This is a genomic window from Rhizobium sp. P2_G2, from assembly GCF_056403555.1.
The window spans coordinates 1-24885 of the sequence record NZ_JBFUFF010000035.1 but is presented as its reverse complement, the minus strand read 5'-3'; the positions used below and the strand labels follow the sequence as shown (position 1 = coordinate 24885).

The following is a 24885-nucleotide window of genomic DNA, read 5'->3' as shown; positions in this document are numbered from 1 at the left end:
ATGACCTACGCAATCCTCCAGCGTCTCGGGCAGATGCTGTTCGTGATGTTCGGCATTTCGGTGCTGGTGTTCCTGATCTTCTTCGCTACGCCCGGTTCCGACCCTGCCGCCCGCATTGCCGGCCGCAATGCCTCGCAGGAGACGGTCGCGCAGATCCGCACCGAATTCGGCTTCGACCGGCCCTTGCCGGTGCAATATGTGCTGATGATGAAGCGACTGTTCGTGACGCAGGATCTCGCATCCTACGTCAATCGCGGCATGCGCGTCGTGCCGCAGGTCGTGGAAGCGGCGCCGGTGACGCTGTCGCTGGTGTTCGGCGCCGCCGTGCTCTGGGTGGTTGGCGGCGTGGTCTTCGGCGTCATCGCCGCGATGGCCCGCGACACCGTGCTCGACCGGGGCCTGATGGCGCTGGCGCTGATCGGCGTCTCCATGCCGGTCTACTGGCTGGGAGAGGTGATGAACCTGATCTCGCAGAGCCGGTTTCATGACAGCTGGGCATTTTCCTGGGTGCCGGCGCTTGGCTACAAGCCGCTGTTTTCCGATCCGGTCGGCTGGTTCCTGACCCTGATCATCCCGTGGTCGACGCTGGCCGCGCTTTATGTGGGCATCTATGGCCGGGTGCTACGCGCCAATCTGGTCGAGGCCTATCAGGAGGACTATATCCGCACCGCCCGCGCCAAGGGGCTGAGCCCGATGCGGGTGATGCTGCGGCATGCGCTCCGGACATCCTTGATCCCGTTCGTGACCATGTTCGGGCTGGATTTCGGCGCGCTGGTCGGCGGCTCGGCGCTGCTGACCGAAGTGGTGTTCGGGCTCAACGGCGTCGGCCGGCTGACCTACCAGGCGCTGCTCAATCTCGACCTGCCGATGATCATGGGCACGGTCATGTACGCCTCCTTCTTCGTCGTGCTCGCCAATGGCCTGGTCGACATCGTCTATGTGCTGATCGACCCGCGTATCAGGGAGAATTGAGATGACGCCCCCTGAAAAACCGCTGCTGCTCGATGTCAACGGCCTGAGCGTCTCCTTCGCCACCGACCACGGCGTGGTCAAGGCGGTCGATGATGTGTCCTTCAGCGTCCGCGAAGGTGAGATCCTGTCGATCGTCGGCGAATCCGGCTCGGGAAAATCCGTGACGCTGCTGTCGCTGCTGGGACTGCATGACCGCAAGACCACGCGCGTCGAAGGTGCCGTCTCGTTTCGCGGCCAGCATATCATTGAAATGACGGCCAGCCAGATGCGCCGTATCCGCGGCAAGGAAATCGGGCTGATCTCGCAGGACCCGATGACGGCGCTCACGCCCGTCTATACGATCGGCTGGCAGATCGCCGAGCAGATCCGCGCCCATGAGCCGATCTCTCAGCGTGCCGCTCGGCTCAGGGCAATCGAACTGCTGGCCGAAGTCGGTTTCTCCAATCCCGCCGAGGCAGTCGAGCGCTATCCGCACCAGCTGTCCGGCGGCATGCGGCAGCGGGCTGTCATTGCCATGGCGCTCTCCTGCCAGCCGGCGCTGCTGGTCGCCGACGAACCGACGACGGCGCTCGACGTGACGGTGCAGGCGCAGGTGCTCGACCTGTTGCTCAGGCTGCGCAAGGACCTGGGCTCGGCGATCATCCTCATCACCCACGACATGGGCGTGGTCTCGGAAGTCGCCGACAAGGTGGCGGTGATGTATGCCGGCCGCATCGTCGAGCGCGGCACGACACGGGAAATCTTCTCCAATCCCATCCATCCCTATACCTGGGGCTTGATGGCCTCGATCCCGCCGCTGACCGGCGAGCGTCCGAAGCGGCTGATTTCCATCGCCGGCATGCCGCCGACGCCGGGYAGCATTCCGGAGGGTTGCGGCTTTCAGCCGCGTTGCCGGTTCGCCCGCCCCGAATGCGCGGGCCGGCCGCCGCTGCGTCGCATCGACGATCAGGCAGCCCTTTGCATCCTCGACGGCGAGCAGCGTGATGCCCTGCGCAGCACTGTTTTGACATTGGAAGAGCCCGCATGAGCGCGACCGACAAGACCAAGCCGCTGCTTTCCGCCGAGGCGCTGACCAAGAATTTTGTCGTCGGCAAGACCATCCGGCCCGGTTCGGGACGCATTCTGCATGCCGTCGACGACATCAGCCTCGATGTCTATCCCGGCGAGACGCTGGGCCTGGTGGGCGAATCCGGCAGCGGCAAATCCACGCTCGGCCGCTGCCTGACCCGGCTTTATGACATCACTGCCGGTCGGCTGACCTTCGACGGGCAGGATATTTCCAAAGCGGAAAAGCGAGCGCTCAAGCCGGTGCGGCGCAAGATGCAGATGATCTTCCAGGATCCTTCCGCCTCGCTCAATCCGCGCCGCAAGGTGCGCGACATGCTGGGCGAGGTGCTGAAGGTGCATGATATCCGCCGGGGATCGGAGATCGACGATCGCTTGGCCGAACTGATGGAACTGGTCGGCCTGCGCCGCGAATATCTCGACCGCTATCCGCACGAATTCTCCGGCGGCCAGCGCCAGCGCATCGGCATCGCGCGGGCACTGGCAGTCGAGCCGGCGCTGATCGTCGCCGACGAGCCGGTGTCAGCTTTGGATGTGTCGGTCCAGGCGCAGATCGTCAACCTGTTCGCCGACCTGCGCCAGCGGCTCAACCTCACCTATGTGTTCATCGCCCATGATCTCGCGGTGGTGCGGCAAGTGTCGAGCCGGGTGGCCGTCATGTATCTTGGGTCGATCGTCGAAGTCGGCGAGACCGATGCGCTCTACGGCGCGCCGCGCCACCCCTATACGCAGGCGCTGCTTTCGGCCATCCCCCAGCCGCACAATCGCGGCAAGCAGGAGCGCATCCTGCTCACGGGAGAAATCCCAAGCCCGCTCAATCCGCCCAAGGGCTGCAAATTCTCGACCCGCTGCCCCTATGCCCAAGCGCTCTGCCATGAGACGCGGCCGGTGCTGACCGGCGATGCAAGTGGCCGCAGCGTTGCTTGTCATTTTCCGCTGGAGTGATCGAACTCACGCCTTCACATAGCGGACACCGCGGGCCAGCCAGCAGCCAATCGTCAGTCCAGTGACCTTGCCGTCGCCATTGCGTTCGAAGACCATGCTCCAGTCTCCCGGCGCAGGCGCATCGAGGCCGCGCGGGCAGGGCATCAGCCAGACGTCCGTCCCGATTGCATAGAGGGACTGCATGCGCGATGTGCCAAGGAAACCCTTGCAGACAACGAACATTGCACCGCCGCTGGAAGTGACCTGGAGGTCGGCATCCAGTTCTTCGCAATGAAAGCGGCCCTCGATATCCTTACGCGCCTCACCGCTGACAGGCTTCAGCCGTAGCGATAGATTCTCGTCCGCACGCTTCAGGAGGATGTCGCTGCCGTCTCGCGACAGCACCATTTCGTCGGAGCGCGCCGTTCCATCCGGCATCAGGGTCACGATTTCCGGCGAGGTCTCGAACCGCGCGGTCAAGCGACCGGTGTCGAGCGGCGTCAGGCTCAATGTGAGCTTCGTCTCCTGGTCGAGATAGTGACCGGCCCAGTCTGCTTCGCGGGCAAGGCGCGCCGGAGCAGCCTTCGTTTGACCGAGGGCGGCGAGCATGACCTGCTCCGCGGCGGCATGGGCATCGCTCTCATGGTTGAACATGACGACAACCGAAAGCCGCTCGGATGGCGCATGGAGCCGCTGCAATCGCCAACCGCGCAGCGCCCCGCCGTGACCGGTCATTTTGATGCCGCCGATGATCATATGCGCCAGGCCGAAACCATAGCTGGCGGCAGCGCCGTCCGAAAAGGTCTGCGGCTTCGAGATGCGCGCATAAGGGCTTGCCATGTCGTCACGGCCGGCGTCGATGAAAGTCTCCCAGGCGATCATGTCGTCCAGCGAGGCCCAGATGCCCGCATCGCCGGACCAGTAGAGATTGTTTATGGCCGGGCGGAAGCCAACCTGGACATTGCCCTCATAGCCGATGGCCGCTCCCTTGAACTTGCCGGTGTCAGGAAACAGCTCCGCCGTCAGCATGCCTGCCGGTCCGAACAGATGCCTGGCGAAGAGATCGCCAAGCTTTTCGCCGGTATGGGCCTCGATCAGGTCGGACAGGATACGGAAATTACCGTTCGAATAGGAATAATGCGAGCCGGGCGCAAAATGCGTCGTCCTGGTCCGCCCAAGCAGGCTCGGCCCATCTTCCGGCCGGAACGCGCCCTCCGGATCGGCGCCGCAGAGAACCGTCAGCGCCCAATAATCACGCAGGCCGGATTGGTTGTTGCAGAGATCGACGACGCGGGGCAGATCGCTCTCGAAGTTGGGCAGGTAAGCCGCGAGCGCCGCGTCCAGCAGGGAAGGATCGCCGACGCTTTCCAGGAGGGTCGCGCAGGTGAATTCCTTGCTGATCGAGCAGATCGGCATGATCGTCGAGGGTGCCATCGGCACATGACGTTCAAGATCCGCATAGCCCCAGGCATCTCTGACCTCGATCTGGCCGTCGCGGATCACGGCAACCGCGCCTCCCGGCCCTTTGTAGAGATCCGGCAGGGAGCGAATGGTGGCGTCGAGGAGCGGATGCTTGGATGACATGTGAACTCGCATCAGATGAACGTGGGGGCAATTCTAGGGGGCGTTAAGAACAGGAAGTGCGACTCAGCGAGGTCGGCCTTGCCCACATCATCCAGGATAAGCACAGACTTGTGGCATCGGAATAGTCGGAAATGCCTACGGCATTGAGTGCGCTCGATGATTGTGAGCGTCCTCGCCGAAAGGTCGCGGTCTCTGGCGAGAGGTCCTACAGGGCCAGCGCGTCGCGGAGCGTCAGGCCTTCCTGAACCCTGAGATCGAGGTCCGCCTCGATATGATGGATGTGATGCAGCATCAGGTCGCAGGCGCGATCAGCGTCATGTTTTTCAAGCGCATCCAGAACGGCGCCGTGTTCGTTGTGGCCACAACTCGAAATGCCGGAGCGGCCATAGAGGGCGATCACCAGGGATGAGCGGGCGAYGAGCTCGTCCATGAACTTCTGCAGGATGGCATTGCCCGCATGGCTTGCCAGCATCAAATGGAAATCGCCGGAGGCCTTGATCTCGGCCCGCCGTGCCGTCGGGCCGCGCTCGTTCATGAAGCGCGATTCCTGCTCCAGGTGTTGGCGAAGTGCCGCAATGTCGGCCGGCATCAGCCGCTCGGCGGCGGCGCGCACGATGCCCGGCTCGATCAGACGGCGGGAATCGAACACCTGCCTGGCCTCTTCCGGCGTCGGATTGGAGACGAAGGCGCCGCGATTGCGCTCAATCTTTACCAGGCCTTCATAAGCCAGCATCTGCAATACCGAGCGCACCACGGTGCGGCTGACATCGAACAGCGTGCCGACCTCGGCTTCCGAGAGTTTTGCCCCCGGGGCAAGCCTGCGGTCGACGATCGCGTCACGCAGTGCGTCGCGGATCGCCTGGGCGCGGTCTTCCTGGTTCTGGTCGATGTCAGCTGTTTTTTCGATGATATTCATGCGCGGATTCCCATCATCTTGTTCTATCGCGAATGGGGCCGCGTGGGAATGCTGATGATCCTAAAAATTATTGCATACGATTTGACCATGGGATCGCCGACAATCGCTTGTTTTTTACGCAAGCAGGGGAGGGTGGTTTTGCCGACATATTACTAACAGGAAAATAAGAATGTAAATCAGCGCTTTATTGCAATGCGGCGAAGTTGGCACGGCGGATGCATGGCTTGTGCAGTGCATGGGAGCGCCGCATGAGCAAAGCCGCCGAAATCGACATCGTCTCCGTCTCCAAGGTCTATGGCCAGACGACGGCAGTGCATTCGATCAGCCTGAAGATTCCTGCCGGCACCTATTGCTGCCTGCTCGGGCCATCCGGCTGCGGCAAGACCTCGACGCTGAGAATGATCGCCGGCCATGAGGCGATTTCGAGCGGTGACGTCAGGCTCGGCAATATTGTGGTGACCGACCTGCCGCCGGCCAAGCGCGGCACAGCAATGATGTTCCAGTCCTATGCGCTGTTTCCGCATCTCGATCTCGTCGACAATGTCGCCTTCAGCCTGAAGATGAAGGGTGTCGACAAGGCCGAGCGCCATGCCAAGGCGATGGCCATGCTCAAGCTGATGCAGCTTGAGCCCTATGCGACGCGGCGGCCTGCGCAATTGTCCGGCGGCCAGCAGCAGCGCGTGGCGCTTGCCCGCGCGCTGATCACCGATCCCGAGGCCTTGCTGCTCGACGAGCCGCTCTCCGCACTCGATCCGTTCCTCAAGATCAAGATGCGCGCCGAGCTCAAGAAGTTGCAGACCTCGCTTGGCATTTCCTTCGTGCATGTGACCCATAGCCAGGAAGAGGCGATGGCCCTGGCCGACCTGATCGTGATCATGAACGATGGCCGGATCGAGCAGGCTGCGGCCCCGCGCACAGTTTTTGAGCAGCCGGCCACGGCCTTTGTCGCCCGCTTCATGGGGGATCACAATGTGATTTCCGGCAAGATCACCGCCACGACTGAACATGGCACCGATCTCGACGTGGTGGGCGGTGGCAAGTTCTCGGCGACGGGCCGGCAAAGCGAGATCGGCGCGCCGGCGGACATTGCCATCCGCACCGATCGCGTTCGGGTCGGCGAGACCTCGATACCAGGTTTCGGTTTCACCGGCATCGTCTCCAACGTCGAATATCGCGGCTCGACAGTGAAACTGTCCCTCGCCGGCGCAGGCATCGAGGACTTCACCGTCATCCTCGGCGACAACGAATTTTTTGCCCAGCCGATCACGGTCGGCCAGGCCGTGCCCCTCTTCTGGGAGCCGCGCGACGCCATCGTGCTTGGCCGGCTCGACAGCTGATCCCTCAGAACAACATAAAAGGAGAACAGACCATGCGTGACACCAATAATGACAAGACTGCCGAAAAAGCGGGCATTTCGCGCCGCTCGCTGTTGAAAACCGGTGCCGCCGCCGTCGGCGCCGCCGCCGGCACAGGCCTCATCACCGGCTTCCCGACCATCTGGGCGAAGACCAATATCACGCTTCGTCAGTTCGGCACCGGCGTGTCCAACCTCAACGACATTGCCGAGAAGTGCAAGGCCGATACCGGCATCACGCTTGAAATGACGGCGACTGACTCCGACGCCGCCGCCCAGCGCGCCGTGACCCAGCCGAACTCCTACGACATTGCCGACATCGAATACTGGATCCTGAAGAAGGTCTATGCGGCCGGCGTCATCCAGCCGATGGAAACCAAGAAGCTGAAATATTACGATGCCGTCGTGCCGCTGTTCAAGAATGGCAAGCTCAAGCCCGACAGCGTTATCGCCCAAGGCACCGCGCCGCACACCGTCGGTTATGTCGAGACCAAAGACGCGAAGAAATTCGCCGGCCACGAGACCGAATTCTTCACCATGATGCCGACGATCTACAATGCCGATACGCTGGGCATTCGTCCCGACCTCGTCGGCCGCGAGATCACCAGCTGGGCCGACATTCTCGACCCGAAATTCAAGGGCAAGACGGCGATCCTCAACATTCCGTCGATCGGCATCATGGATGCGGCGATGATCATGGAAGCCGCCGGCAACATCAAATATGCCGACAAGGGCAACATGACCAAGGAAGAAATCGACAAGACGATCGACTTCCTGATCAAGACCAAGGGCGACGGCCAGTTCCGCGCCTTCTGGAAGTCGTTCGACGAATCGGTCAACCTGATGGCCTCGGGCGAAGTCGTCATCCAGTCCATGTGGTCGCCGGCCGTCGCGGCCGTCCGTTCCAAGGGCATCGCCTGCAAATTCCAGCCGCTCAAGGAAGGCTATCGTTCGTGGGGTGGTGGCCTCGGCCTCGCATCGCACCTCTCCGGGGCACAGCTCGATGCGGCCTATGAATATATCAACTGGTACACGTCCGGCTGGGTCGGCGGTTATCTCAACCGCCAGGGCTATTATTCGGCCTGCATGGACACCGCCAAGAAATATATGTCCGAGGACGAATGGGGCTACTGGATCGAAGGCAAGCCGGCCAAGGGCGACATCAAGGCTCCGGACGGCAAGGTTATGGAAAAGGCCGGCGCTGTGCGCGACGGCGGCTCGTTCGAAAACCGCATGGGTCACGTCGCCTGCTGGAACTCGGTGATGGACGAGGACCGCTACATGGTCAAGCGTTGGAACGAATTCATCGCGGCGTGAGGCTTCGTCCCTCGCAGGGCGATGCATCCCGATCTGCCCCTCACCCTAGCCCTCTCCCCGTTGAAACGGGGAGAGGGAATCCGCTTCGAGACCGCCTTGCTGTCAGAACATTCTGCAACGGCTGAGGGGCGGGATGCCGGCGCCGCATTTCCCTTCTCCCCGTCACTACGGGGAGAAGGTGGCGGCAGCCGGATGAGGGGCATGGCACTGCTTGAACCGCTGGAGAAACCCGATGGCCGCCGTCGCAGACGCCGCAATCGTCAAGACCAAATCGAGGACCCGCAAACCCGGCAGCACTCTTGCTGCTGTCGCCGCCTATCTGCAGGCGCTGCCGCTCTTGCTCATCCTCGGCTTCTTCCTGCTGATCCCGGTGCTGATGATCGTCGTCGTCAGCTTCTGGGATTACGACTTCGCTGCCATGTATCCGGCCTTCCTCACCTCGAATTACACCGACACGCTCGGATCCTGGGTGACGTGGAAGACCTATCTCAACACGCTGAAATTCGCCGTCATCGTCTGGGCGATCACCCTGTTCATCGGCTTCTGGGTTGCCTACTTTCTCGCATTCCACATACGGACGACGGCAATGCAGATGGTGTTGTTCCTCGTCTGCACCGTGCCTTTCCTGACCTCGAACATCATCCGCATGATCTCCTGGATTCCAGTGCTCGGCCGCAACGGCCTTGTCAATTCGGCACTGGTCAAGCTCGGCATCGTGCCGCAGCCGATCGAGTGGCTGCTCTATTCGGAATTCGCCGTCGTGCTCGCCATGGTGCATCTCAATACACTGTTCATGGTCACGCCGATCTTCAACACGCTGATGCGCATCGACAAATCGCTGGTCGAGGCGGCCCGCGACGCCGGCGCGTCGAGCTGGCAGATCCTCACCAATGTCATTATCCCGCTTGCCAAGCCCGGCATGGCGATCGGCACGATCTTCGTCGTGACATTGGTGATGGCAGACTTCTCCACCGTGCAGGTGATGTCCGGGGGCCAGAGTGCGTCGGTGGCACTGATGATGAAGAACCAGATGTCGCTGCTGCAATACCCGGCAGCAGCAGCGAATGCCGTGGTTCTCCTGGTGCTCGTGCTCCTGATGGTCGCGGGGATCCTGCGCATCGTCGACATCCGCAAGGAGCTCTGACATGCACCGTGAGAAACGCTCCCGTGAATTTTACATCCTGGCCGTCTTTTTCGCGCTCTTCGTGCTCTTCCTCTACGGCCCTTTGTCGGCGATCCTGATCCTGTCTTTCCAAGGGCCGGATGGCGGGCTGACCTTCCCGCTCAACGGCGTGTCGCTGCACTGGTTCGCCAACCTGTTCGAAAAGCAGGCGGTGGGCGATTTCGGCGGTTCGTTCGAGCGGTCGTTGACCCTCGGCCTGATGGTCATGGTGGTCAATGTCGTCGTGTCGCTGCTTGCCGGTCTCGCCTTTCGGCGCAAGTTTCTCGGTGCAACGCCGCTGTTCTATCTCGCCATTGCCAGCCTCGTCGTACCGTCGATCATCATCTCGCTCGGCATCGGCGTTCTCTTCCAGCAATTGGGCATCGAGCCCTCCTGGTACACGTCGGGCTTCGGCGCGCATCTCACCTGGACACTGCCGTTCGGCGTGCTGATCATGTTTGCGGTGTTCAACCGGTTCTCACCGGCCTATGAGGAAGCGGCGCGCGACCTCGGTGCGACGTCCTGGCAGACGTTTCGATATGTACTTCTGCCGATGATCGCGCCGAGCCTGGTCGGTGTCGGCCTGTTCGGCTTCACGCTTTCCTATGACGAGTTCGCCCGCACGCTGATGACATCGGGGACCTATAATACGCTGCCGCTCGAAATCTACGGCATGACCACCAATGTCACGACGCCGGTGCTCTATGCGCTCGGCACGGTGACGACGGTTTTCTCCTTCCTCGTTATCGGCGGCACGTTGGGCACCATCGTCTACCTCAATCGGGCGCGGGCGCGCGGATGAGCGAAGTCAGGCGAACGAAACTGCTGGTCGTCAATCCCAATACGACAGCAAGCATGACTGCGACGATTGCCGACGCCGCCGCGCGGGTCAAAGGACCGCTGACGGATGTGATCGCCATCACCTCGTCCATGGGACCGGTGTCCATCGAGGGTTATTATGACGAGGCTTTCGCGGTGCCGGGCCTGCTGATCGAACTGGCAAAGGGCGAACAGGCGGGAGCGGATGCTGCGATCATCGCCTGCTTCGACGATACGGGCCTGGATGCGGCGCGGGCGCTGGTCGATATGCCGGTGATCGGGATCTGTGAGGCGGCAATTGCCGCAACCGCGTTCATTGCCCAGCGTTTCACGGTGGTGACGACGATGGAGCGCTCGCGCCAGCCGCTCGAACATCTCGTGCAACGCTATGGCATGGCGCATCGCTGCAATGTGCGGGCGGCCGATATTCCGGTTCTGTCGCTCGAAGACCCCCGTTCGAACGCCAAGCCGCGCCTGCGCGAGGAGATCGCCTCGGCACTGAAACAGGATCGTGCCGAAGCGATCGTACTTGGCTGCGCCGGCATGGCGGATCTCGTCGAGGATTTGCGGGCAGAGTTCGGCGTGCCGGTCATCGATGGCGTYGCAGCCGCGGTCAAGCAGGCCGAGATGCTGGTGGCGCTCGGGCTGAAGACATCCAAGCGCGGCGCCTATGCGAGGCCGATCGGCAAGCCCTATCTTGGGCTGTTGGAAGCCTTCGCACCAGACAGGATTGCTGGTCGCTCTCACGGGTTATGATCTTTCTGCCAGGTGCGCCTCGGTCGTTCGCTTCACGCAGGACCGGCGATCGCATCGTCGTGCGATATTCGCAACGCGCATAAAACAAACCTCGATTTCGTTTTTCCGCTGACCGGATTGGCAAGCAACTGGCGCTGAGCCTTCTGGCGTCGGCGCGTTGGTACACCCAAACGTGAGAAAACCTTTTCTCACTTGACATCCATCATGAGAAAAGGTTTTCTCTCGCCAATCGAGGAGAAAAGAGCTGAAGGTCGAGGGAGGAAAAAGAGGGCGTACCACGATCCACGATGTCGCTCGCGTGGCCGGTGTCAGCATTTCGACGGCATCGAAGGCATTGAACGATACGGGGCGCATGTCGACGGAGACTCGGGCACGGGTCAAGCGGCTGGCGATCGAGATCGGGTTCCGGCCAAACGCTCTGGCGCGCGGGCTGCTCAGCAAACGTAGCTTTACCATCGGGTTGCTGACCAATGACACCTATGGCCGTTTTACCCTGCCTGTGATGGCGGGGATTTCGGAAGCCTTGGTGGATCACGGCGTCTCGGTTTTCCTCTGCGCCATCGAGGATGATCCGGCGCTCGCCCAGATTCATGTCGATGCGATGCTGGAGAAGCAGGTCGATGGTATTATTGCCACGGGAAAGCGCCTCGATCGGCGCCTGCCTGTGGACCTGTCGCACCTGCCGGTGCCGGTGGTCTACGCCTTCACCGAAGGCACGCCCGGCAGTGTCACTTTCCGCTCGGACGATGCGCAAGGTGCGCGGCTGGCGGTGGAATGGCTTGGGAAGATCGGGCGTTTGAGGTTGGCCCATATCACCGGGCCGAAGGATTTCTTTTCGGTCCGCGAGCGGGCGCATGCCTTCCATGCCGTCGCGGGCGAAGACGAGCCGGTGCTGTACGGCCCCTGGTCTGAGACCTGGGGGCATCAGGCGGTCGCGCAGCTCTGGGGTCGTGAGGATGCCGAGCGGCCGGACGGGATTTTCTGCGGCAACGATCAGATTGCACGCGGTGTGATCGATGCGTTGCGCGAGCGTGGCATCAAGGTGCCGGAGGACGTCTCGGTTGTCGGCTTCGACAATTGGGAGATCGTTGCGGCCCAGACGCGACCGCCGCTGACGACGGTGGACATGGGGTTGCGCGAACTCGGGCGGCAGGCGGGCGTCACCGTGCTGGCGCTCGCTGAAGGAAAGCCCGTCGAGCCGGGCGTGAGGAAATTGCCGTGCCGGCTGGTGGTACGGCAGTCATGTGGGGGTGAAAACCCCGGACAATGAGGATCGGCGCGGAGGAAAAGCGCCATTTTGGGAGGAATGACATGCTGAAAAGATTGCTGGCCGCCACGGCCATCGCCACGCTGAGCTTCGCCTCGGCCGCGTCTGCCGGGGAAAAGATCGAGATGTGGGTCCGTTCCGGTATCGGCGACTCCTTCAAGAAGGTGGTCGAGGCCTATAACAAGAGCCACGAAAACCAGGTGGAAGCCACCGAAGTGCCGTTCTCGGAACTGGTGCAGAAATACGCGACGGCGATCGCCGGCGGCCAGGCCCCGGACGCGCTGTCCATGGACCTGATCTATACGCCGGCTTTCGCCTCGGCGGGCCAGCTCGAGGACTTGACGGATTGGGCCAAGAGCCTGCCCTATTTCAATTCGCTGTCGCCGTCGCATGTCAAGCTCGGCACCTATGACGGCAAGATCTACGGCCTGCCGCTTTCGGTCGAGACCTCGGTCTTCGCCTGGAACAAGGACCTCTACAAGAAGGCCGGCCTCGACCCGGAAAAAGCGCCGAAGACCTGGGATGAGATCGAAGCCAATGCGGAAAAAATCCGCAAGCTGGGTGACGACACCTATGGCTTCTACTTCTCCGGCGGCGGCTGCGGCGGCTGCATGATCTTCACCTTCACCCCGCTCACCTGGGGCGCCGGCGCCGATATCCTGTCGGCCGACAGCAAGAAGGCGACGCTCGACACGCCGCAAATGCGCAAGGCGGTCAGCATCTATCGCGACATGGTTAAGAAGGACCTGGTGCCGCCGGGTGCCGCAAGTGATACGGGTGCCAACTTCCTCTCCTTCACCAATGGCAAGATCGGCCAGCAGAGCCTCGGCGCTTTCGCCATCGGCACGCTTGTCACGCAATATCCGAACATCCATTTCGGCGTGACGCTGATCCCGGGCGTCGACGGCAATCCCTCGTCCTTCGCCGGCGGCGACAATTTCGTCGTCACCAAGGGCACGAAGAAGATCGCCGCGGTCAAGGAATTCCTCGAATATATCTATTCGATGGACGGCCAGAAGGTGATGGCGAAATATGGCAGCCTGCCGACCCGCGGCGATATCGCCCAGGAAGTGCTCAAAGGCCTCGATCCGCGCCTGCAGGTGGGTATCGATGCGATCAAGGTCGCCAAGACCCCCTATACGCTGCAGTTCAATGACCTGATCAACAGCGCCAACGGCCCCTGGGCGTCGTTCACCAATGCGGCCATCTTCGGCAACGATGTCGATGGGGCCTTCTCCACTGCGCAGTCGGAAATGCAGTCGATCATCGACAATGCGCAGTGAGTATTAAGACATCTGATTTCGAGGCCCGGCGGTGCTTGGGCCTCGAAATTGACAGTAGGGCAATCGCTTGCGGCAAGGCCCTCTCTGGCCTGCCGGCCATCTCCCCCACAAGGGGGGAGAAGACTTGTGGCACGCTCTCTGCCTCAATCGAGGTATGAGGGTGCGGCAGGTCAAATCCCTCCCCTTGTGGGGAGGGGTCTTCGTGCCACACGCGGTAGCCCAGGATTTGACGGCGAGCCTTGGCCGGGAGGCTCTGGAGGCGGTGCCTCCACCTCCCGGCCTTTTTTCTGAACTTTGGAGTGCATCCATGGCCGTCATCGGTCAACAACAGGTCATCACCCAACCGCTCGTCCGGGTAAGGCGCCGGCGGCGGACGTCGAACTGGCGGGGCATGCTCTATGTCGCCCCGGCCATGGCGCTGGTGATCCTGTTCTTCGTCGTACCGGTGATTTTCACCGGCTGGATGAGCCTGCATAAATGGCCGCTGATGGGCACGCCCGCCTGGTCCGGCTTCAAGAACTACACCCGCATGCTGACGGATGCGCGGTTTCTCACCTCGCTCAAATTTACCGCTTACTACACGGTGATCGTCACCATCGCGATTTTCGCCGTTGCCTTTCCGTTGGCAATCTTCGTCGAGAAGCAGCGCAAATTGGTGAGCGCCTATCGCACCATCATCTTCCTGCCGGTCGTGGTTGGGCTGGCGACGGCATCGTTGCTCTGGGTCTGGCTCGTCAATGTCGATGCCGGCTTCTTCGGTCCGGCACTGCGCGACATGGGCGTGGTCGAGAAGAGCCCCAATCTGCTCGCCTCGTTCGGCACCGCCTTCTACACGATCATCGTCATGGTCGTCTGGAAGATCGCCGGCTTCACCATGATCATCCTGCTCACCGGCCTGCAGGCTATTCCATCCGAACTGACGGAGGCGGCGCGCATCGACGGCGCCGGGCGCTGGCAGCGCTTCCGCTACCTGACGCTGCCGCTCATGCGGCGAACGATCGCGCTGGCGCTGATCATCTCGATCACCGGCTCGATCCTTGCCTTCGACCAATTCTACATCATGACATCAGGCGGACCGCAGAACCAGATGATCTCAGTGGTTTACTACATCTTCATCCAGTCCTTCATCTCGTTCAATCTCGGCTATGGCGCAGCTCTGTCGATTGCGCTGCTGGTCATCCTCGTCATCATCAGCATTGCCCAGCTCTGGCTGTTGCGCATCGGGGAGGACAAGCCATGAGCACGACACGGCAAATCGCCCGGGCGCGAAAGGCGTTCTGGGATGGCGTCACCTATCACGGCATCGGCCTGATCGTCGTCATCTTCTTCTTTGCGCCGTTTGCGATCACGTTTCTCTCATCCTTCAAGCATGGCTCAGAGGCGATGCTGCCGCCCTTGCCGCCATGGCCGACAGGCGGCTTCAGCATCGACACCTATCAGGTGCTCGACACGTTCGGCGCCGGCGTCTGGACGCATACGCTCAATTCTTTCACCGTGTCCATTGCCACGGCGGTGCTGACGGTGGCTGTCAGCCTGCTCGCAGGCTACGGCTTCTCGCGCTATCGCTTTCCGCTGAAGAACGTGATGTTCGTGCTGATCATCGCCACGCTGATGATCCCCTTCCAGTCGATCCTGACGCCGCTGTTCATCATCCTGGCGCGCATGGGGCTCAACAATTCGCTGTTCGGGCTGACGCTCGTCTATGTGACGCTGCAATTGCCGTTCTCGGTGTTCATGATGCGCAACGCCTTCGACGCGGTGCCGAAGGAGATAGAGGAGGCGGCGCGCATCGATGGCGCCCGCGATCTGAGGCTGCTCGTCCGCGTGCTCTTCCCGCTCGTCCTGCCCGGCGTGGCGACGGTGGCGATCTTCGCCTTCCTCAATGCCTGGAACGAATTCCTGGCGGCGCTGATACTGCTCTCCTCGGCCGACAAATTCACGCTGCCCGTGCTGATGATGGGCGTGCGCGCTGGCCGTCTCGGGGCCATCAATTGGGGCGCGGTACAGGCCGGAGTGGTGGTGATGACCATACCCTGCCTGATCGTCTTCCTGCTTCTGCAACGCTATTACATGCGCGGGCTGATGGCCGGCGCGGTGAAATAATCCCCCTTCAGAATGGATAGAGACATGACCAAGAGGAAAGACCGCCAGTTCCGTCCCTTGCCCGTACCGAGCGTTACGCTTGGCGGCCTGTTCGGCGAGCGCCAGGACGCCATCTGCAACTCGACCGCCGAGACGCTGCTTGATCGCTGCGTTGAAGCTGGCATGCTGCGCGCCATCGATGTCAGTCAGCCGAGCCCGGGCATCGTCATCCCGATCAGCCCCTGGGGCGGCTCGACCCAGATGTTCTGGGACAGCGACCTCGGCAAGTCGATCGAGACGGTTGCCTATTCGCTTTATCGCCGGGCCAATCCGGAGCTCGAAGCGCGCGTCGATGCGATCATCGACATGTATGAGAAGCTGCAGGACAAGGACGGCTATATCAATGCCTGGTTCCAGCGCGTCCAGCCCGACCGCCGCTGGACCAATCTGCGCGACCACCATGAACTCTATTGCGCCGGCCATCTGATCGAGGGCGCGGTTGCTTATTACCAGGCGACCGGCAAGAAGAAGCTGCTCGACATCATGTGCCGCTTTGCCGACTATATGATCAAGATGTTCGGCCATGGTCCGGGGCAGATGCCGGGCTATTGCGGCCACGAAGAGGTCGAACTGGCGCTGGTCAAGCTTGCCCGCGTGACCGGCGAGCAGAAATATCTCGACCTGTCGAAATTCTTCATCGACGAGCGCGGCACCGAACCGCATTTCTTCACCGAGGAAGCGATCCGCGACGGCCGCGACCCGGCTGATTTCCACCAGAAGACCTATCAATATGGCCAGGCGCATGAGCCGGTGCGTGACCAGCGCAAGGTCGTCGGCCACGCCGTGCGCGCCATGTATCTCTATTCGGGCATGGCCGACATCGCCACGGAATACAATGACGATAGCCTGACTTCGGCGCTCGAAGGGCTCTGGGACGACCTGATCACCAAGCAGATGTATGTCACCGGCGGCATTGGGCCGGCGGCGTCCAACGAAGGTTTCACCGATTATTACGACCTGCCCAACGAAAGCGCCTATGCCGAGACCTGCGCCTCGGTCGGCCTGGTGTTCTGGGCCAACCGCATGCTCGGCCGCGGCCCGGACCGCCGCTATGCCGATATCATGGAACAGGCGCTCTATAATGGCGCGATGAGCGGCCTGTCGCTCGACGGCAAGACCTTCTTCTACGAAAATCCGCTCGAAAGCGCCGGCAAGCATCATCGCTGGGTCTGGCACAATTGCCCCTGCTGCCCGCCCAATATCGCCAGGCTGCTGACCTCGATCGGCTCCTACATGTATGCGGTTGCCGACGATGAGATCGCCGTGCACCTCTATGGTGAGAGCTCGGCAAAATTCGAATGCGCAGGCACCAATGTCGAGCTCAAGCAGCAGACCAACTATCCCTGGCAGAGCGCGGTGCATTTCGACGTTTCGACCGACAAGACCGCGCGCTTCGCGATTTCGCTGCGCGTCCCGGAATGGGCGCATGGCGCGTCGCTTGCGGTCAATGGCGAGAGCCTCGACCTCGCTTCGCTCACCGTCGACGGCTATGCCCGCATCGAGCGCGAGTGGAAGAGTGGCGACGCCGTGGATCTGAACATCCCGCTGGAAGCCCGTGCGCTCTGGGCCAATCCCCTGGTCCGGCAGGACGCCGGCCGCAAGGCGCTGATGCGCGGCCCTCTTGTCTATTGCGTCGAGGCGACCGACAATGGCGCAGGGCTGAACGGCATCGAACTGGGTGCGCTCGGGCCGGCGAAGGAAAGCACCATCGCCGCGCTTAATGGTGCGGTGGCGCTCGACCTGCCGGTCAAGCGGGCGAGGGCGGATTGGGGCAGTGACCTCTATCGCACCGCACCGCCGGAAGCTCAGGACGCGACGGCGCGGTTCGTGCCCTATCATCTCTGGGACAATCGCGCGCCGGGCGAGATGCTGGTGTGGATCAGGAGCGGGAAATAGCATGGCCGGTACCGGCGTCGTATTGAGCGGCATCCGCAAGACGTTCGGCGGATTGCAGGTCATCCATGGCATCGATCTCCGCATCGACGAAGGCTCTTTCGTGGTCTTCGTCGGCCCGTCGGGCTGCGGCAAATCGACATTGCTGAGGATGATCGCCGGGCTCGAAGAGGTCACCGATGGCGAGATCCAGATCAAGGGCAGGGACGTCACCGATCTCGACCCTTCCGATCGCGGCATCGCCATGGTGTTTCAATCCTATGCGCTTTATCCGCATATGAGCGTGCGCGAAAACCTGGCTTTCGGGCTGAAGATGGCGAACACGCCGGTGTCGGAGATCGACACGCGGGTGAAAGCGGCCGCGGCGATCCTCAAGATCGAGCATCTGATGGACCGCCGGCCCGGCCAGCTCTCGGGCGGCCAGCGCCAGCGTGTCGCCATCGGTCGCGCCATTGTCCGCAAGCCGGATGTCTTCCTGTTTGACGAGCCACTGTCGAACCTCGATGCCGAGCTGCGCGTCTCGATGCGGATCGAGATCGCGCGGCTGCATCGCGAACTCGGCAACACGATGATCTACGTCACCCACGACCAGACCGAAGCGATGACGCTGGCCGACAAGATCGTCGTGCTGCGTGACGGCCGCAAAGAGCAGGAGGGGACACCGCGCGAGCTTTATGAAAATCCCGCCAACATCTTCGTCGCCGGCTTCATCGGCTCACCGCGGATGAACCTGCTCGACGCGACCTGGGCCGGGAACGGCACGATTAAAGTCGCTGGCAACGAGATCGGCGCGGCAGTCGCCGGCCATGGTCTGACGAACGGCCAGAAGATCACCTTCGGAGTGCGGCCGGAGCATTTGCGTGTCTCCGAGCATCACGAGGGCGCGCTCAGTGCGACGGTCGATTTCGCCGAATATCTCGGTGGGACGCAGTTCCTGTATTGCCAGCTCGAAGATGGTCAGCCGCTAACGGTCGAATATCGTGGCTCCGCTGATATCGAGGCTGGGAGCAAGCTGTCGTTTACGAGTGATCCCGGGCACCAGCGGCTGTTCAATGCCGAGGGGCTGCGGCTTTACGATTGATAGGTGGGCTCTGCCAATTCTGTTTTGGCAAGACATCAGGGGGTGGCCGCACCTCTTCAATCTTTTTGTGGTGCGGTCATCCATGCCTGCGCCACGATCCCGTCCGGATATGTCTCGAACAATCCTTATGCTCAACCGCGATGCGGGCGCAGATGATAGGTCAACGCCATCGACAACATGAATTCGAGCGCTGCTTTGTCGACCTCGCTGTCGACCGGCAGCAGCACAGCGCGTGTTCCTTCAAATCGAAAATCATTCCCGAACCGCTCGCGGAATTCATCCACCAGCGTCGTGCGGCAGATGAAATACACCGCCGCATGATCTGGTGATTGTCGCGGCCAACCGAGCCGGATGGTGCTGCCGCTGCCGGTCGCTTCCGTGAGATAGGCCGGCTCTCCCCATCTCAGCGCTTCCGAGATCGCGCCGATGCGCGGATCGTCGCTGGCAATGCCGAAAATCAGCGCGCGAATTTCAGCGAGCCGATGCCGCACCTCTGGCGGAAAGGCGTCGAATGCGGCTTGCACATTCTCCGGCATCGGCTGCATCTCACGCCTCTCTAATCAAATGGTCTCGAGTGGCAGGAAGATATCGGTGCGCAGATCCGGCGGCGCGGTGTCGGCCGGGCTGTTGAGATATTCTTCCAGCATCGGTCCATCGGCGGCCTCATGGTCTGACGCTGGCAACCAGACGCCCATCAGCCAGCGATAGGCATCGCGCATATCGGCATAGGGGCCTCTGTAGGAGAGCTTGGCGAAGGCACCTCCTTTGGTATCGACCGGCTCCAGCCCCGACGGCAGGACAATGCCGTCGGCCACTGCGATGCAGGCCGCCGAGCGGAGATCGTCGACGTCGACGGCGTCGGGATCGTCATCATAAACGCCGATCATCCGCGACTGGCGGGTGACCAAGCCGGCCGGAACAGCGGTGGCGAAGAGCCGTTCGAAGGCGCGGCTGATCAACATATAGCTGCCGCAATGCGGCACTGAGGCGCAATGCATTGCCGGCCGCGTCACGATCTCGACCGGAAAGCCGGTGGCGTCGCTCGTTCGGTTGGCGGCCTTGAACAGCGCATGGCTGCCGCCCTCGCGATAGGCGCCCGGGGTCATGCCATAGGATTGCTTGAAGGCCCGCCCGAAAGCCTCCGCCGTCGTGTAACCGGCGCGTCGGGCGATCTCGCCGATGTGAGTATCGGAATTGGCGAGCCGGTCGGCAGCACGGCTGAGCCTCAGCCGGCGGACAGTTGCGGCAACGGTCTCGCCCTGCATGGCCGTATAGACCCGATGCCAGTGCCAGCGCGACATGGCGGCGACATCGGCCAACAGGTCGAGATTGAGCTCGTCCTCGATATGGTCGTGGAGATAGTCCACCACGCGACCGATGCGGGCGGCGTAGCTGTGCCTGATGTCGTTCGTCTTCATGAGCATTTTGTCGTCTCCCTTTCGATGAAAGGCAACATGGCATGGAGGGGGCTGACAGATATTGCTGAGTTTGAGGTCGCTCAAAACCTGCTGGGATCGATGTGCTGCATTACGATGAGGCGATCTCCAGCCACGGCCAGCGAGAAACATATTCCTGGCACTTGCGTATGAATCTGTCCGGCTGGGCATTGAGCGGGTTCATTCTGAGAATGCCGTCCCACATGTCGTCAAGTGTGTCGGGGGCGTAGAGACAGCCGCTTTCGACTTTCAAACCGATGCGGGTGCATGAGATCAGATAGCGATCGATGCCATCTTCCACGTCAACCAGCCTTGGGCAGGGGCTGCCAAAAGTCTCCGAATACCAAAGATGGACACGTGCCTGGTTCTTGATATCCAGATTTCCGGCAACATCGCCGAAAGCATCCCTCACTCTGCGGATGACCGCGTCTTCGGCTTCCCATGAAAGGTCACTGTCGTCGAAGTAAAATACATCGTAGTCCTTGATGCCGTGCCGAGGGTCATTGCCGCTCTTCAAATTCCACAACGTTTGAAAGAGGCACCCGGCCGTCAACGCACACTGGGGAAGGCGTAGGCTTGGAAGCACGCTCAGGAGCCTGTCGTTGATGGGGTTTTCCCTGACACAAGACACAAATTGCTTTGCCGTGATAGACACCGCTCTCTTCTGCGCAATTCGATTCCGTCGCCGGATCATCGCATGGCAAGTGCAAAACACAAGCCGAGAGCGCTGCCCCTCAAAGCAGATGATGGGACGGCGCGGGTCTGATGGAGGTTCTCCCAAAACACAATACCCCGCGACCGTTTCCAGCCGCAGGGCACTGGGGAGAGCTCTTGATCCGGTTTACAGGTTGCTCAGCAACTCATTGACGCGGGTTTCCATATCGGCAAGCGCGGCACCGACATCCTTCTGGCCAGTTTCGGCGGCGTTCATTTCTTCGCCGACGATGTCCTGGATGGCGAACCGGCGCAGGACGGCGGATGGCAGCGGGCGGCCGAGAGCGGCAAGCGGCAGCAGCGTGTTGCGATGCGGCAGGGCCTTGAACTTGTCGGAGTTGAGGACAGCCTTGTAAGCCGGCAGATGGCCGGTGCGCGACCAATCGAAGTCATTGTCGGCGAAGAATTTCAGGTACTTGCCGATCGCGGCGATCTGTTCCGGCGTGCGGTCCTTCTGCGACACCGCCCAGGTGTGGCCGTCGGCATATTGCGCCTTTTGGCCCGGGAAGAGCTGCGGGAACGGATAGACGGCATAACCGCCGGCATTCAGCGCCGTGCCCGGCTTTTCCGAGGCTGCATTGTAATCGCCGATCACCCAGGTGCCGTTCAGATGAACGCCGCCTTCACCAGCCAGGAAGGCATTGATGCCTGTGCCATAGTCGAGATTGGGGGTGATATCGCCGTTCGTATAGAGCGTGCGGAACATTTCGACGACCTTCTTGGCCTCCGGCGCGTTCAGCTTGACATGCTTGGGATCGGCGAAGAAATCGGAATTCTGCTGGAAGAGATAGCTGTAGAGGTTCCAGGCCAGGTTTGCGGTTTCATTGGCCGTCGGCTGGATGAAATAGGGCTTGCCGGTCTTCTCCTTGAACTGCTTGGCCTGGGCCAGCAATTCATCGACGCTGGTCGGCAGCTTTGGCGTACCATCCGTATTGACGAGATCGGCCTTCTTGAACAGGCCCATATTGATGTGGAACAAGAGGCTCCAGGTGTCGATCGGCAGGCCGTAAATCTTGCCGTCTTCCTTGGTAACACCGTTCTTGGCGGCATCGGTGAAGCTGTCCGGCGTGACGCCGACGGACTTCAGGACATCGTCGAGCGGCATCAACAGGCCCTTCGACTGATAATCCGACAGCACGGATTCATGGATGGTGACGATGTCGGGCGCGTCGCCGGAAGCGAATTGCGCGGTCAACTGGTCATAGCCCGGCCATTCGACCGTCGTAACCGACACGTGCACATCCGGATTGTCGGCGTTGAACTTGTTGATCAGGGACGTCATGATGCCGCATTCGCCGACGGCCTTGCTGACATCGGTGTTCTTGCCCCATTCGGCATCGCAGGCGCCGAAGAAGCGCTGCACGGTCAATTCGACCGGCGCCGCGAGGGCTGAGGCGGCGCTCAGGAGCGCTGCAGCGGAAACGGCCGCCCTCACCAGGTTTGCTATCTTAAATGCCATATGCTTTCCTCCTTGAAGCGCCCTCCGGCGCGTTTAGATATTCCCCTCGGGTCGCCTTCCCGTGCTCCTCGACACGGTCTGAAGGCGGCCAAGTCCTACTTCACCGCAGCCCCCGAGACGGCCGTGACGATGTATTTCTGGAAAAACAGGTAGACGATCAGGATTGGTGCGCCGGCAAACACGGCCTGGGACATCAGGAAACCGACGCCCTCCGACTGCGCGAAATTGCTCTGCGTCGAGGCGATACCCACGGTCAGCGTGAACATCTCCTTCTTGGTGGCTGAGATCAGCGGCCAGAAATAGTCGTTCCACGCGCCGAGGAAGGTGAAGATGCCCAGCGTCGCCTGCGCCGGCACGGTGAGCGGCAAGAGCACCTTCCAGAAGATACGGAACCGGCTTGCATTGTCGAGCATGGCCGCCTCGTCGAGTTCGCGTGGGATGGCGCGGAAATATTGCGTCATCAGGAAGACGCCGAAGGCGTTCGACAGGCCTGGCAGGATCAGGCCCTGGTAGGTGTTGTGGAACTTCAGCCAGCTGAAGATCTGGTGGCGGGAGACCAGCACGGCCTGTTCCGGCACGGCGAGCCCGAGCAGCACGATGATGAACAGGATGTCGCGCCCAGGAAAATTCAGCCGGGCGAAGCCGTAGCCGGCCAACGACGAGAGAACGAGGGTGAAGAGCGTCAGTCCGCCGGCGACGATGATGCTGTTGAGCACCCAGCGGAAGACCGAGGACGTCAGGACCGTATTGATGTAATTGACGACCGTATAGGGCGCGCGGAACACCGAGGTTGGATCGACCATCAGTTCGTGGTTATCCTTGAACGACAGCGCCACGACGAACAGCACCGGCGCCACCATGAGAATGGCGAGCAGGACCACGAGGCCGAAGATCACGCGGTCGCCGAAGGCCCGACCCTTGATGGAAACGGATGCGCTCATCACTGTTCTCCCTTGCGGCGATTGACGAAATACTGCGCCATGGCGGCAATCAGGATCAGGATGAACAGGATTTCCGAGGCGGCGGCACCAAGGCCGAGATCCCAGCGGCGGAAGGCCGTGTCATAGATATAGAGCACGATCGGCTTGGTCAGGTTGTTGGGTCCGCCGCGCGTCATCAGCCAAGGCTGGCCGAACAACTGGAACTGCAGCACGATCTGGATGATGATCACCAGCACGAAGGTGCGCTTGATCGAGGGCAGGGTGATCGAGCGCAGCGTCTGCCAGCGATTGGCATTGTCGAGTGCTGCGGCCTCGTAGATATCCTGCGGAATCTGTTGCAGCGCCGAGAGAAACAGCATCATCGGCAGGCCGATGCACCACCAGATGGTCGCGATGGCAATGCCGATCATTGCCAGGTTGGGATCGGAAATGAAGGCTGGCGCCTTGGCGCCGAAGGCGCTGTAGAGGATCGCGAGCAGACCGAAATCGGGAATATAGACGATGCGCCAGATCAGCGTGACGATGGTGACGGAGAGAACCGAGGACGAAAAGAAGATGGTGCGCATCACAGCCGCGGAACGTGTCCGCTGATTGAGCGCCAGCGCCAGGAACAGGCCGATCACCGCCAGCAGCGGCACGGTCAACAGCACGAAATAGAAGGTGTTCCAGATCGATTGCAGGAAGACCCTGTCATTGAAAAGGCGGATATAGTTGCCGAAACCGACGAACTTGCCGGTGGCGAAGGTGTCGGCCTTATGGAAGCTCAGCCAGATTCCCCAGAACAGCGGAAAGACCAGCAGCGTCGCGAAGAAGAACAGATAGGGTGCGACGAAGGCAAAATGCTTCCAGTCGGCGGCATTGATATCGGCGCTCGGTGCGCGCGCGACGGTGGCCGACGGGCTCCCGGAAAGTGCGATCTCGTTAGCCATCGCCAAGCTCCCGTCCATGCCAGGCAAGGCCGGCGGCGTTGAAGAGATGTGCCTTGGCGCCGTCGAATGTCAGCGCGATCGCATCCCCGACCTTCAGGCGGCTGTTGCCGGTGTCATTGGCGACCACGACCTGCCCGTCCTTCAACCGCGTATAGACCAGCGTGCGTTCGCCGAGCCGCTCGAGCACGTCGATCACGCCATCGGCATGGCCCTGACCCGCTGGAGCGACCAGGATCGCTTCGGAACGAATGCCAAGCGTATAATCACCCGCCGGCAGCGTGCCCCAGCCGATGGCGGTCTGGATCGTCGTGGCGTCGCCCAGCGTCGCAACGGCATCCTTGCCGGCGTCGCCGGAGAGTTTCGCGGTGATGAAATTCATTTGCGGCGAGCCGACGAAGCCTGCGACAAAGCGCGTCGCCGGCCGCTCGTAAATTTCCATCGGTGAGCCGATCTGCTCGATCTTCTTGTTGTTCATCACCACGATGCGGTCGGCGAGCGTCATCGCCTCGATCTGGTCGTGGGTGACGAAGATCATCGTCGACTTCAGCCGCTGGTGCAGTTGCGCCAGCTCGATGCGGGTGCGGGTTCTGAGTGCGGCGTCGAGATTGGAGAGCGGCTCGTCGAACAGGAAGGCTTTCGGCTCCTTGACGATGGCGCGGCCGATGGCGACGCGCTGGCGCTGGCCGCCCGACAGCTGGCCGGGCTTGCGCTCGAGCAGGTGCTCGATTTCCAGCATGCGGCTTGCCTCGGCGATGCGGCCGTCGATGACGGATCTCTCCGTGGCGATGTTCTGCAGGCCGAAACCGAGATTGTCGCGCACGGTCATATGCGGATAGAGCGCATAGGACTGGAAGACCATGGCGATGTCGCG

The 24885-nt window shown here is 61.5% G+C and carries 23 protein-coding genes; 14 read left to right on the top strand and 9 right to left on the bottom strand.

Annotated features, from left to right (window positions below; all coding sequences use genetic code 11):
* Genes AC1D06_RS22595 through AC1D06_RS22585 form a run of 3 tightly spaced genes read left to right on the top strand, consistent with a single transcriptional unit; the run spans position 1 to position 2982 of the window.
* The gene (locus AC1D06_RS22595; protein WP_477988047.1) at positions 1 to 972 is read left to right on the top strand and encodes an ABC transporter permease; all 972 of its coding nucleotides are present in this window, start codon (positions 1 to 3) and stop codon (positions 970 to 972) included.
* A 1-nt stretch (position 973) separates the two neighbouring features.
* Positions 974 to 1999: an ABC transporter ATP-binding protein gene (locus AC1D06_RS22590; protein WP_477988046.1), complete on the top strand. Its 1026-nt coding sequence runs from the start codon at positions 974 to 976 to the stop codon at positions 1997 to 1999.
* A complete protein-coding gene (locus tag AC1D06_RS22585) occupies positions 1996 to 2982 on the top strand; it encodes an ABC transporter ATP-binding protein (RefSeq protein WP_477988045.1) in 987 nt (328 codons plus the stop codon). The genes AC1D06_RS22590 and AC1D06_RS22585 overlap by 4 nt, the downstream gene beginning before the upstream one ends.
* Before the next feature lie 6 nt (positions 2983 to 2988).
* Here the strand turns inward: AC1D06_RS22585 and AC1D06_RS22580 are convergent, their stop codons facing one another.
* Positions 2989 to 4545: a D-aminopeptidase gene (locus AC1D06_RS22580; RefSeq protein WP_477988044.1), complete on the bottom strand. Its 1557-nt coding sequence runs from the start codon at positions 4543 to 4545 to the stop codon at positions 2989 to 2991.
* A gap of 205 nt (positions 4546 to 4750) precedes the next feature.
* Positions 4751 to 5461, bottom strand: a complete 711-nt coding sequence (locus AC1D06_RS22575) for a GntR family transcriptional regulator (RefSeq protein ID WP_477988043.1) — start codon at positions 5459 to 5461, stop codon at positions 4751 to 4753.
* Between the two features lie 248 nt (positions 5462 to 5709).
* Between AC1D06_RS22575 and AC1D06_RS22570 the strand changes: the two genes are divergently transcribed.
* The 11 genes from AC1D06_RS22570 to AC1D06_RS22520 all read left to right on the top strand — a co-directional run bounded on the left by AC1D06_RS22570 (position 5710) and on the right by AC1D06_RS22520 (position 18535).
* Positions 5710 to 6798 (top strand): ABC transporter ATP-binding protein, encoded by a 1089-nt coding sequence (locus AC1D06_RS22570; protein WP_477988042.1) that lies wholly within the window; start codon positions 5710 to 5712, stop codon positions 6796 to 6798.
* 32 nt (positions 6799 to 6830) lie between these two features.
* Positions 6831 to 8132, top strand: a complete 1302-nt coding sequence (locus AC1D06_RS22565; RefSeq protein ID WP_477988041.1) for an ABC transporter substrate-binding protein — start codon at positions 6831 to 6833, stop codon at positions 8130 to 8132.
* A gap of 232 nt (positions 8133 to 8364) precedes the next feature.
* Complete coding sequence (locus AC1D06_RS22560; RefSeq protein WP_477988040.1) at positions 8365 to 9276, top strand: ABC transporter permease; 912 nt, start codon at positions 8365 to 8367, stop codon at positions 9274 to 9276.
* 1 nt (position 9277) lies between these two features.
* Positions 9278 to 10096, top strand: a complete 819-nt coding sequence (locus AC1D06_RS22555) for an ABC transporter permease (protein ID WP_477988039.1) — start codon at positions 9278 to 9280, stop codon at positions 10094 to 10096.
* A complete protein-coding gene (locus tag AC1D06_RS22550) occupies positions 10093 to 10869 on the top strand; it encodes an aspartate/glutamate racemase family protein (RefSeq protein ID WP_477988038.1) in 777 nt (258 codons plus the stop codon). Before AC1D06_RS22555 ends, AC1D06_RS22550 begins: the two co-directional genes overlap by 4 nt.
* Positions 10870 to 11113: 244 nt before the next feature.
* On the top strand, positions 11114 to 12139 hold the full coding sequence (locus AC1D06_RS22545) for a LacI family DNA-binding transcriptional regulator (RefSeq protein WP_477988083.1): 1026 nt from the start codon (positions 11114 to 11116) through the stop codon (positions 12137 to 12139).
* A gap of 41 nt (positions 12140 to 12180) precedes the next feature.
* On the top strand, positions 12181 to 13419 hold the full coding sequence (locus AC1D06_RS22540) for an ABC transporter substrate-binding protein (protein WP_477988037.1): 1239 nt from the start codon (positions 12181 to 12183) through the stop codon (positions 13417 to 13419).
* A gap of 307 nt (positions 13420 to 13726) precedes the next feature.
* Positions 13727 to 14659 (top strand): carbohydrate ABC transporter permease, encoded by a 933-nt coding sequence (locus AC1D06_RS22535; protein ID WP_477988036.1) that lies wholly within the window; start codon positions 13727 to 13729, stop codon positions 14657 to 14659.
* Positions 14656 to 15522: a carbohydrate ABC transporter permease gene (locus AC1D06_RS22530; RefSeq protein WP_477878783.1), complete on the top strand. Its 867-nt coding sequence runs from the start codon at positions 14656 to 14658 to the stop codon at positions 15520 to 15522. The genes AC1D06_RS22535 and AC1D06_RS22530 overlap by 4 nt, the downstream gene beginning before the upstream one ends.
* A gap of 24 nt (positions 15523 to 15546) precedes the next feature.
* A complete protein-coding gene (locus AC1D06_RS22525) occupies positions 15547 to 17457 on the top strand; it encodes a glycoside hydrolase family 127 protein (RefSeq protein ID WP_477988034.1) in 1911 nt (636 codons plus the stop codon).
* A gap of 1 nt (position 17458) precedes the next feature.
* The gene (locus AC1D06_RS22520; protein WP_477988033.1) at positions 17459 to 18535 is read left to right on the top strand and encodes an ABC transporter ATP-binding protein; all 1077 of its coding nucleotides are present in this window, start codon (positions 17459 to 17461) and stop codon (positions 18533 to 18535) included.
* Positions 18536 to 18666: 131 nt separating this feature from the next.
* Here AC1D06_RS22520 and AC1D06_RS22515 read toward each other — a convergent pair whose 3' ends face one another.
* The 7 genes from AC1D06_RS22515 to AC1D06_RS22485 all read right to left on the bottom strand — a co-directional run.
* Positions 18667 to 19080, bottom strand: a complete 414-nt coding sequence (locus tag AC1D06_RS22515) for a DUF1801 domain-containing protein (protein ID WP_477988032.1) — start codon at positions 19078 to 19080, stop codon at positions 18667 to 18669.
* 15 nt (positions 19081 to 19095) lie between these two features.
* Positions 19096 to 19959 carry an AraC family transcriptional regulator gene (locus AC1D06_RS22510; RefSeq protein WP_477988031.1) on the bottom strand — a complete coding sequence of 288 codons (864 nt, stop codon included), beginning with the start codon at positions 19957 to 19959 and terminating at the stop codon, positions 19096 to 19098.
* Between the two features lie 103 nt (positions 19960 to 20062).
* Positions 20063 to 20626, bottom strand: a complete 564-nt coding sequence (locus tag AC1D06_RS22505) for a nucleotidyltransferase family protein (protein ID WP_477988030.1) — start codon at positions 20624 to 20626, stop codon at positions 20063 to 20065.
* A gap of 186 nt (positions 20627 to 20812) precedes the next feature.
* A complete protein-coding gene (locus tag AC1D06_RS22500) occupies positions 20813 to 22144 on the bottom strand; it encodes an extracellular solute-binding protein (RefSeq protein WP_477988029.1) in 1332 nt (443 codons plus the stop codon).
* A gap of 95 nt (positions 22145 to 22239) precedes the next feature.
* Entirely contained in the window at positions 22240 to 23085 is an 846-nt protein-coding gene (locus tag AC1D06_RS22495) for a carbohydrate ABC transporter permease (RefSeq protein ID WP_477878790.1), read from the bottom strand.
* The gene (locus AC1D06_RS22490) at positions 23085 to 24014 is read right to left on the bottom strand and encodes a carbohydrate ABC transporter permease (RefSeq protein WP_477878791.1); all 930 of its coding nucleotides are present in this window, start codon (positions 24012 to 24014) and stop codon (positions 23085 to 23087) included. Before AC1D06_RS22490 ends, AC1D06_RS22495 begins: the two co-directional genes overlap by 1 nt.
* Positions 24007 to 24885 (bottom strand): ABC transporter ATP-binding protein (locus AC1D06_RS22485; protein ID WP_477988028.1); only part of this gene is annotated, 879 nt, incomplete at its 5' end. The genes AC1D06_RS22490 and AC1D06_RS22485, both read right to left, overlap by 8 nt.

Coding starts and splice junctions, on each gene's coding strand:
- AC1D06_RS22595 (WP_477988047.1), top strand. CDS start 1: ATGACCTACGCAATCCTCCAGCGTCTCGGGCAGATGCTGTTCGTGATG.
- AC1D06_RS22585 (WP_477988045.1), top strand. CDS start 1,996: ATGAGCGCGACCGACAAGACCAAGCCGCTGCTTTCCGCCGAGGCGCTG.
- AC1D06_RS22580 (WP_477988044.1), bottom strand. CDS start 4,545: ATGTCATCCAAGCATCCGCTCCTCGACGCCACCATTCGCTCCCTGCCG.
- AC1D06_RS22570 (WP_477988042.1), top strand. CDS start 5,710: ATGAGCAAAGCCGCCGAAATCGACATCGTCTCCGTCTCCAAGGTCTAT.
- AC1D06_RS22565 (WP_477988041.1), top strand. CDS start 6,831: ATGCGTGACACCAATAATGACAAGACTGCCGAAAAAGCGGGCATTTCG.
- AC1D06_RS22560 (WP_477988040.1), top strand. CDS start 8,365: ATGGCCGCCGTCGCAGACGCCGCAATCGTCAAGACCAAATCGAGGACC.
- AC1D06_RS22555 (WP_477988039.1), top strand. CDS start 9,278: ATGCACCGTGAGAAACGCTCCCGTGAATTTTACATCCTGGCCGTCTTT.
- AC1D06_RS22540 (WP_477988037.1), top strand. CDS start 12,181: ATGCTGAAAAGATTGCTGGCCGCCACGGCCATCGCCACGCTGAGCTTC.
- AC1D06_RS22535 (WP_477988036.1), top strand. CDS start 13,727: ATGGCCGTCATCGGTCAACAACAGGTCATCACCCAACCGCTCGTCCGG.
- AC1D06_RS22530 (WP_477878783.1), top strand. CDS start 14,656: ATGAGCACGACACGGCAAATCGCCCGGGCGCGAAAGGCGTTCTGGGAT.
- AC1D06_RS22525 (WP_477988034.1), top strand. CDS start 15,547: ATGACCAAGAGGAAAGACCGCCAGTTCCGTCCCTTGCCCGTACCGAGC.
- AC1D06_RS22520 (WP_477988033.1), top strand. CDS start 17,459: ATGGCCGGTACCGGCGTCGTATTGAGCGGCATCCGCAAGACGTTCGGC.
- AC1D06_RS22515 (WP_477988032.1), bottom strand. CDS start 19,080: ATGCAGCCGATGCCGGAGAATGTGCAAGCCGCATTCGACGCCTTTCCG.
- AC1D06_RS22510 (WP_477988031.1), bottom strand. CDS start 19,959: ATGCTCATGAAGACGAACGACATCAGGCACAGCTACGCCGCCCGCATC.
- AC1D06_RS22500 (WP_477988029.1), bottom strand. CDS start 22,144: ATGGCATTTAAGATAGCAAACCTGGTGAGGGCGGCCGTTTCCGCTGCA.
- AC1D06_RS22495 (WP_477878790.1), bottom strand. CDS start 23,085: ATGAGCGCATCCGTTTCCATCAAGGGTCGGGCCTTCGGCGACCGCGTG.
- AC1D06_RS22490 (WP_477878791.1), bottom strand. CDS start 24,014: ATGGCTAACGAGATCGCACTTTCCGGGAGCCCGTCGGCCACCGTCGCG.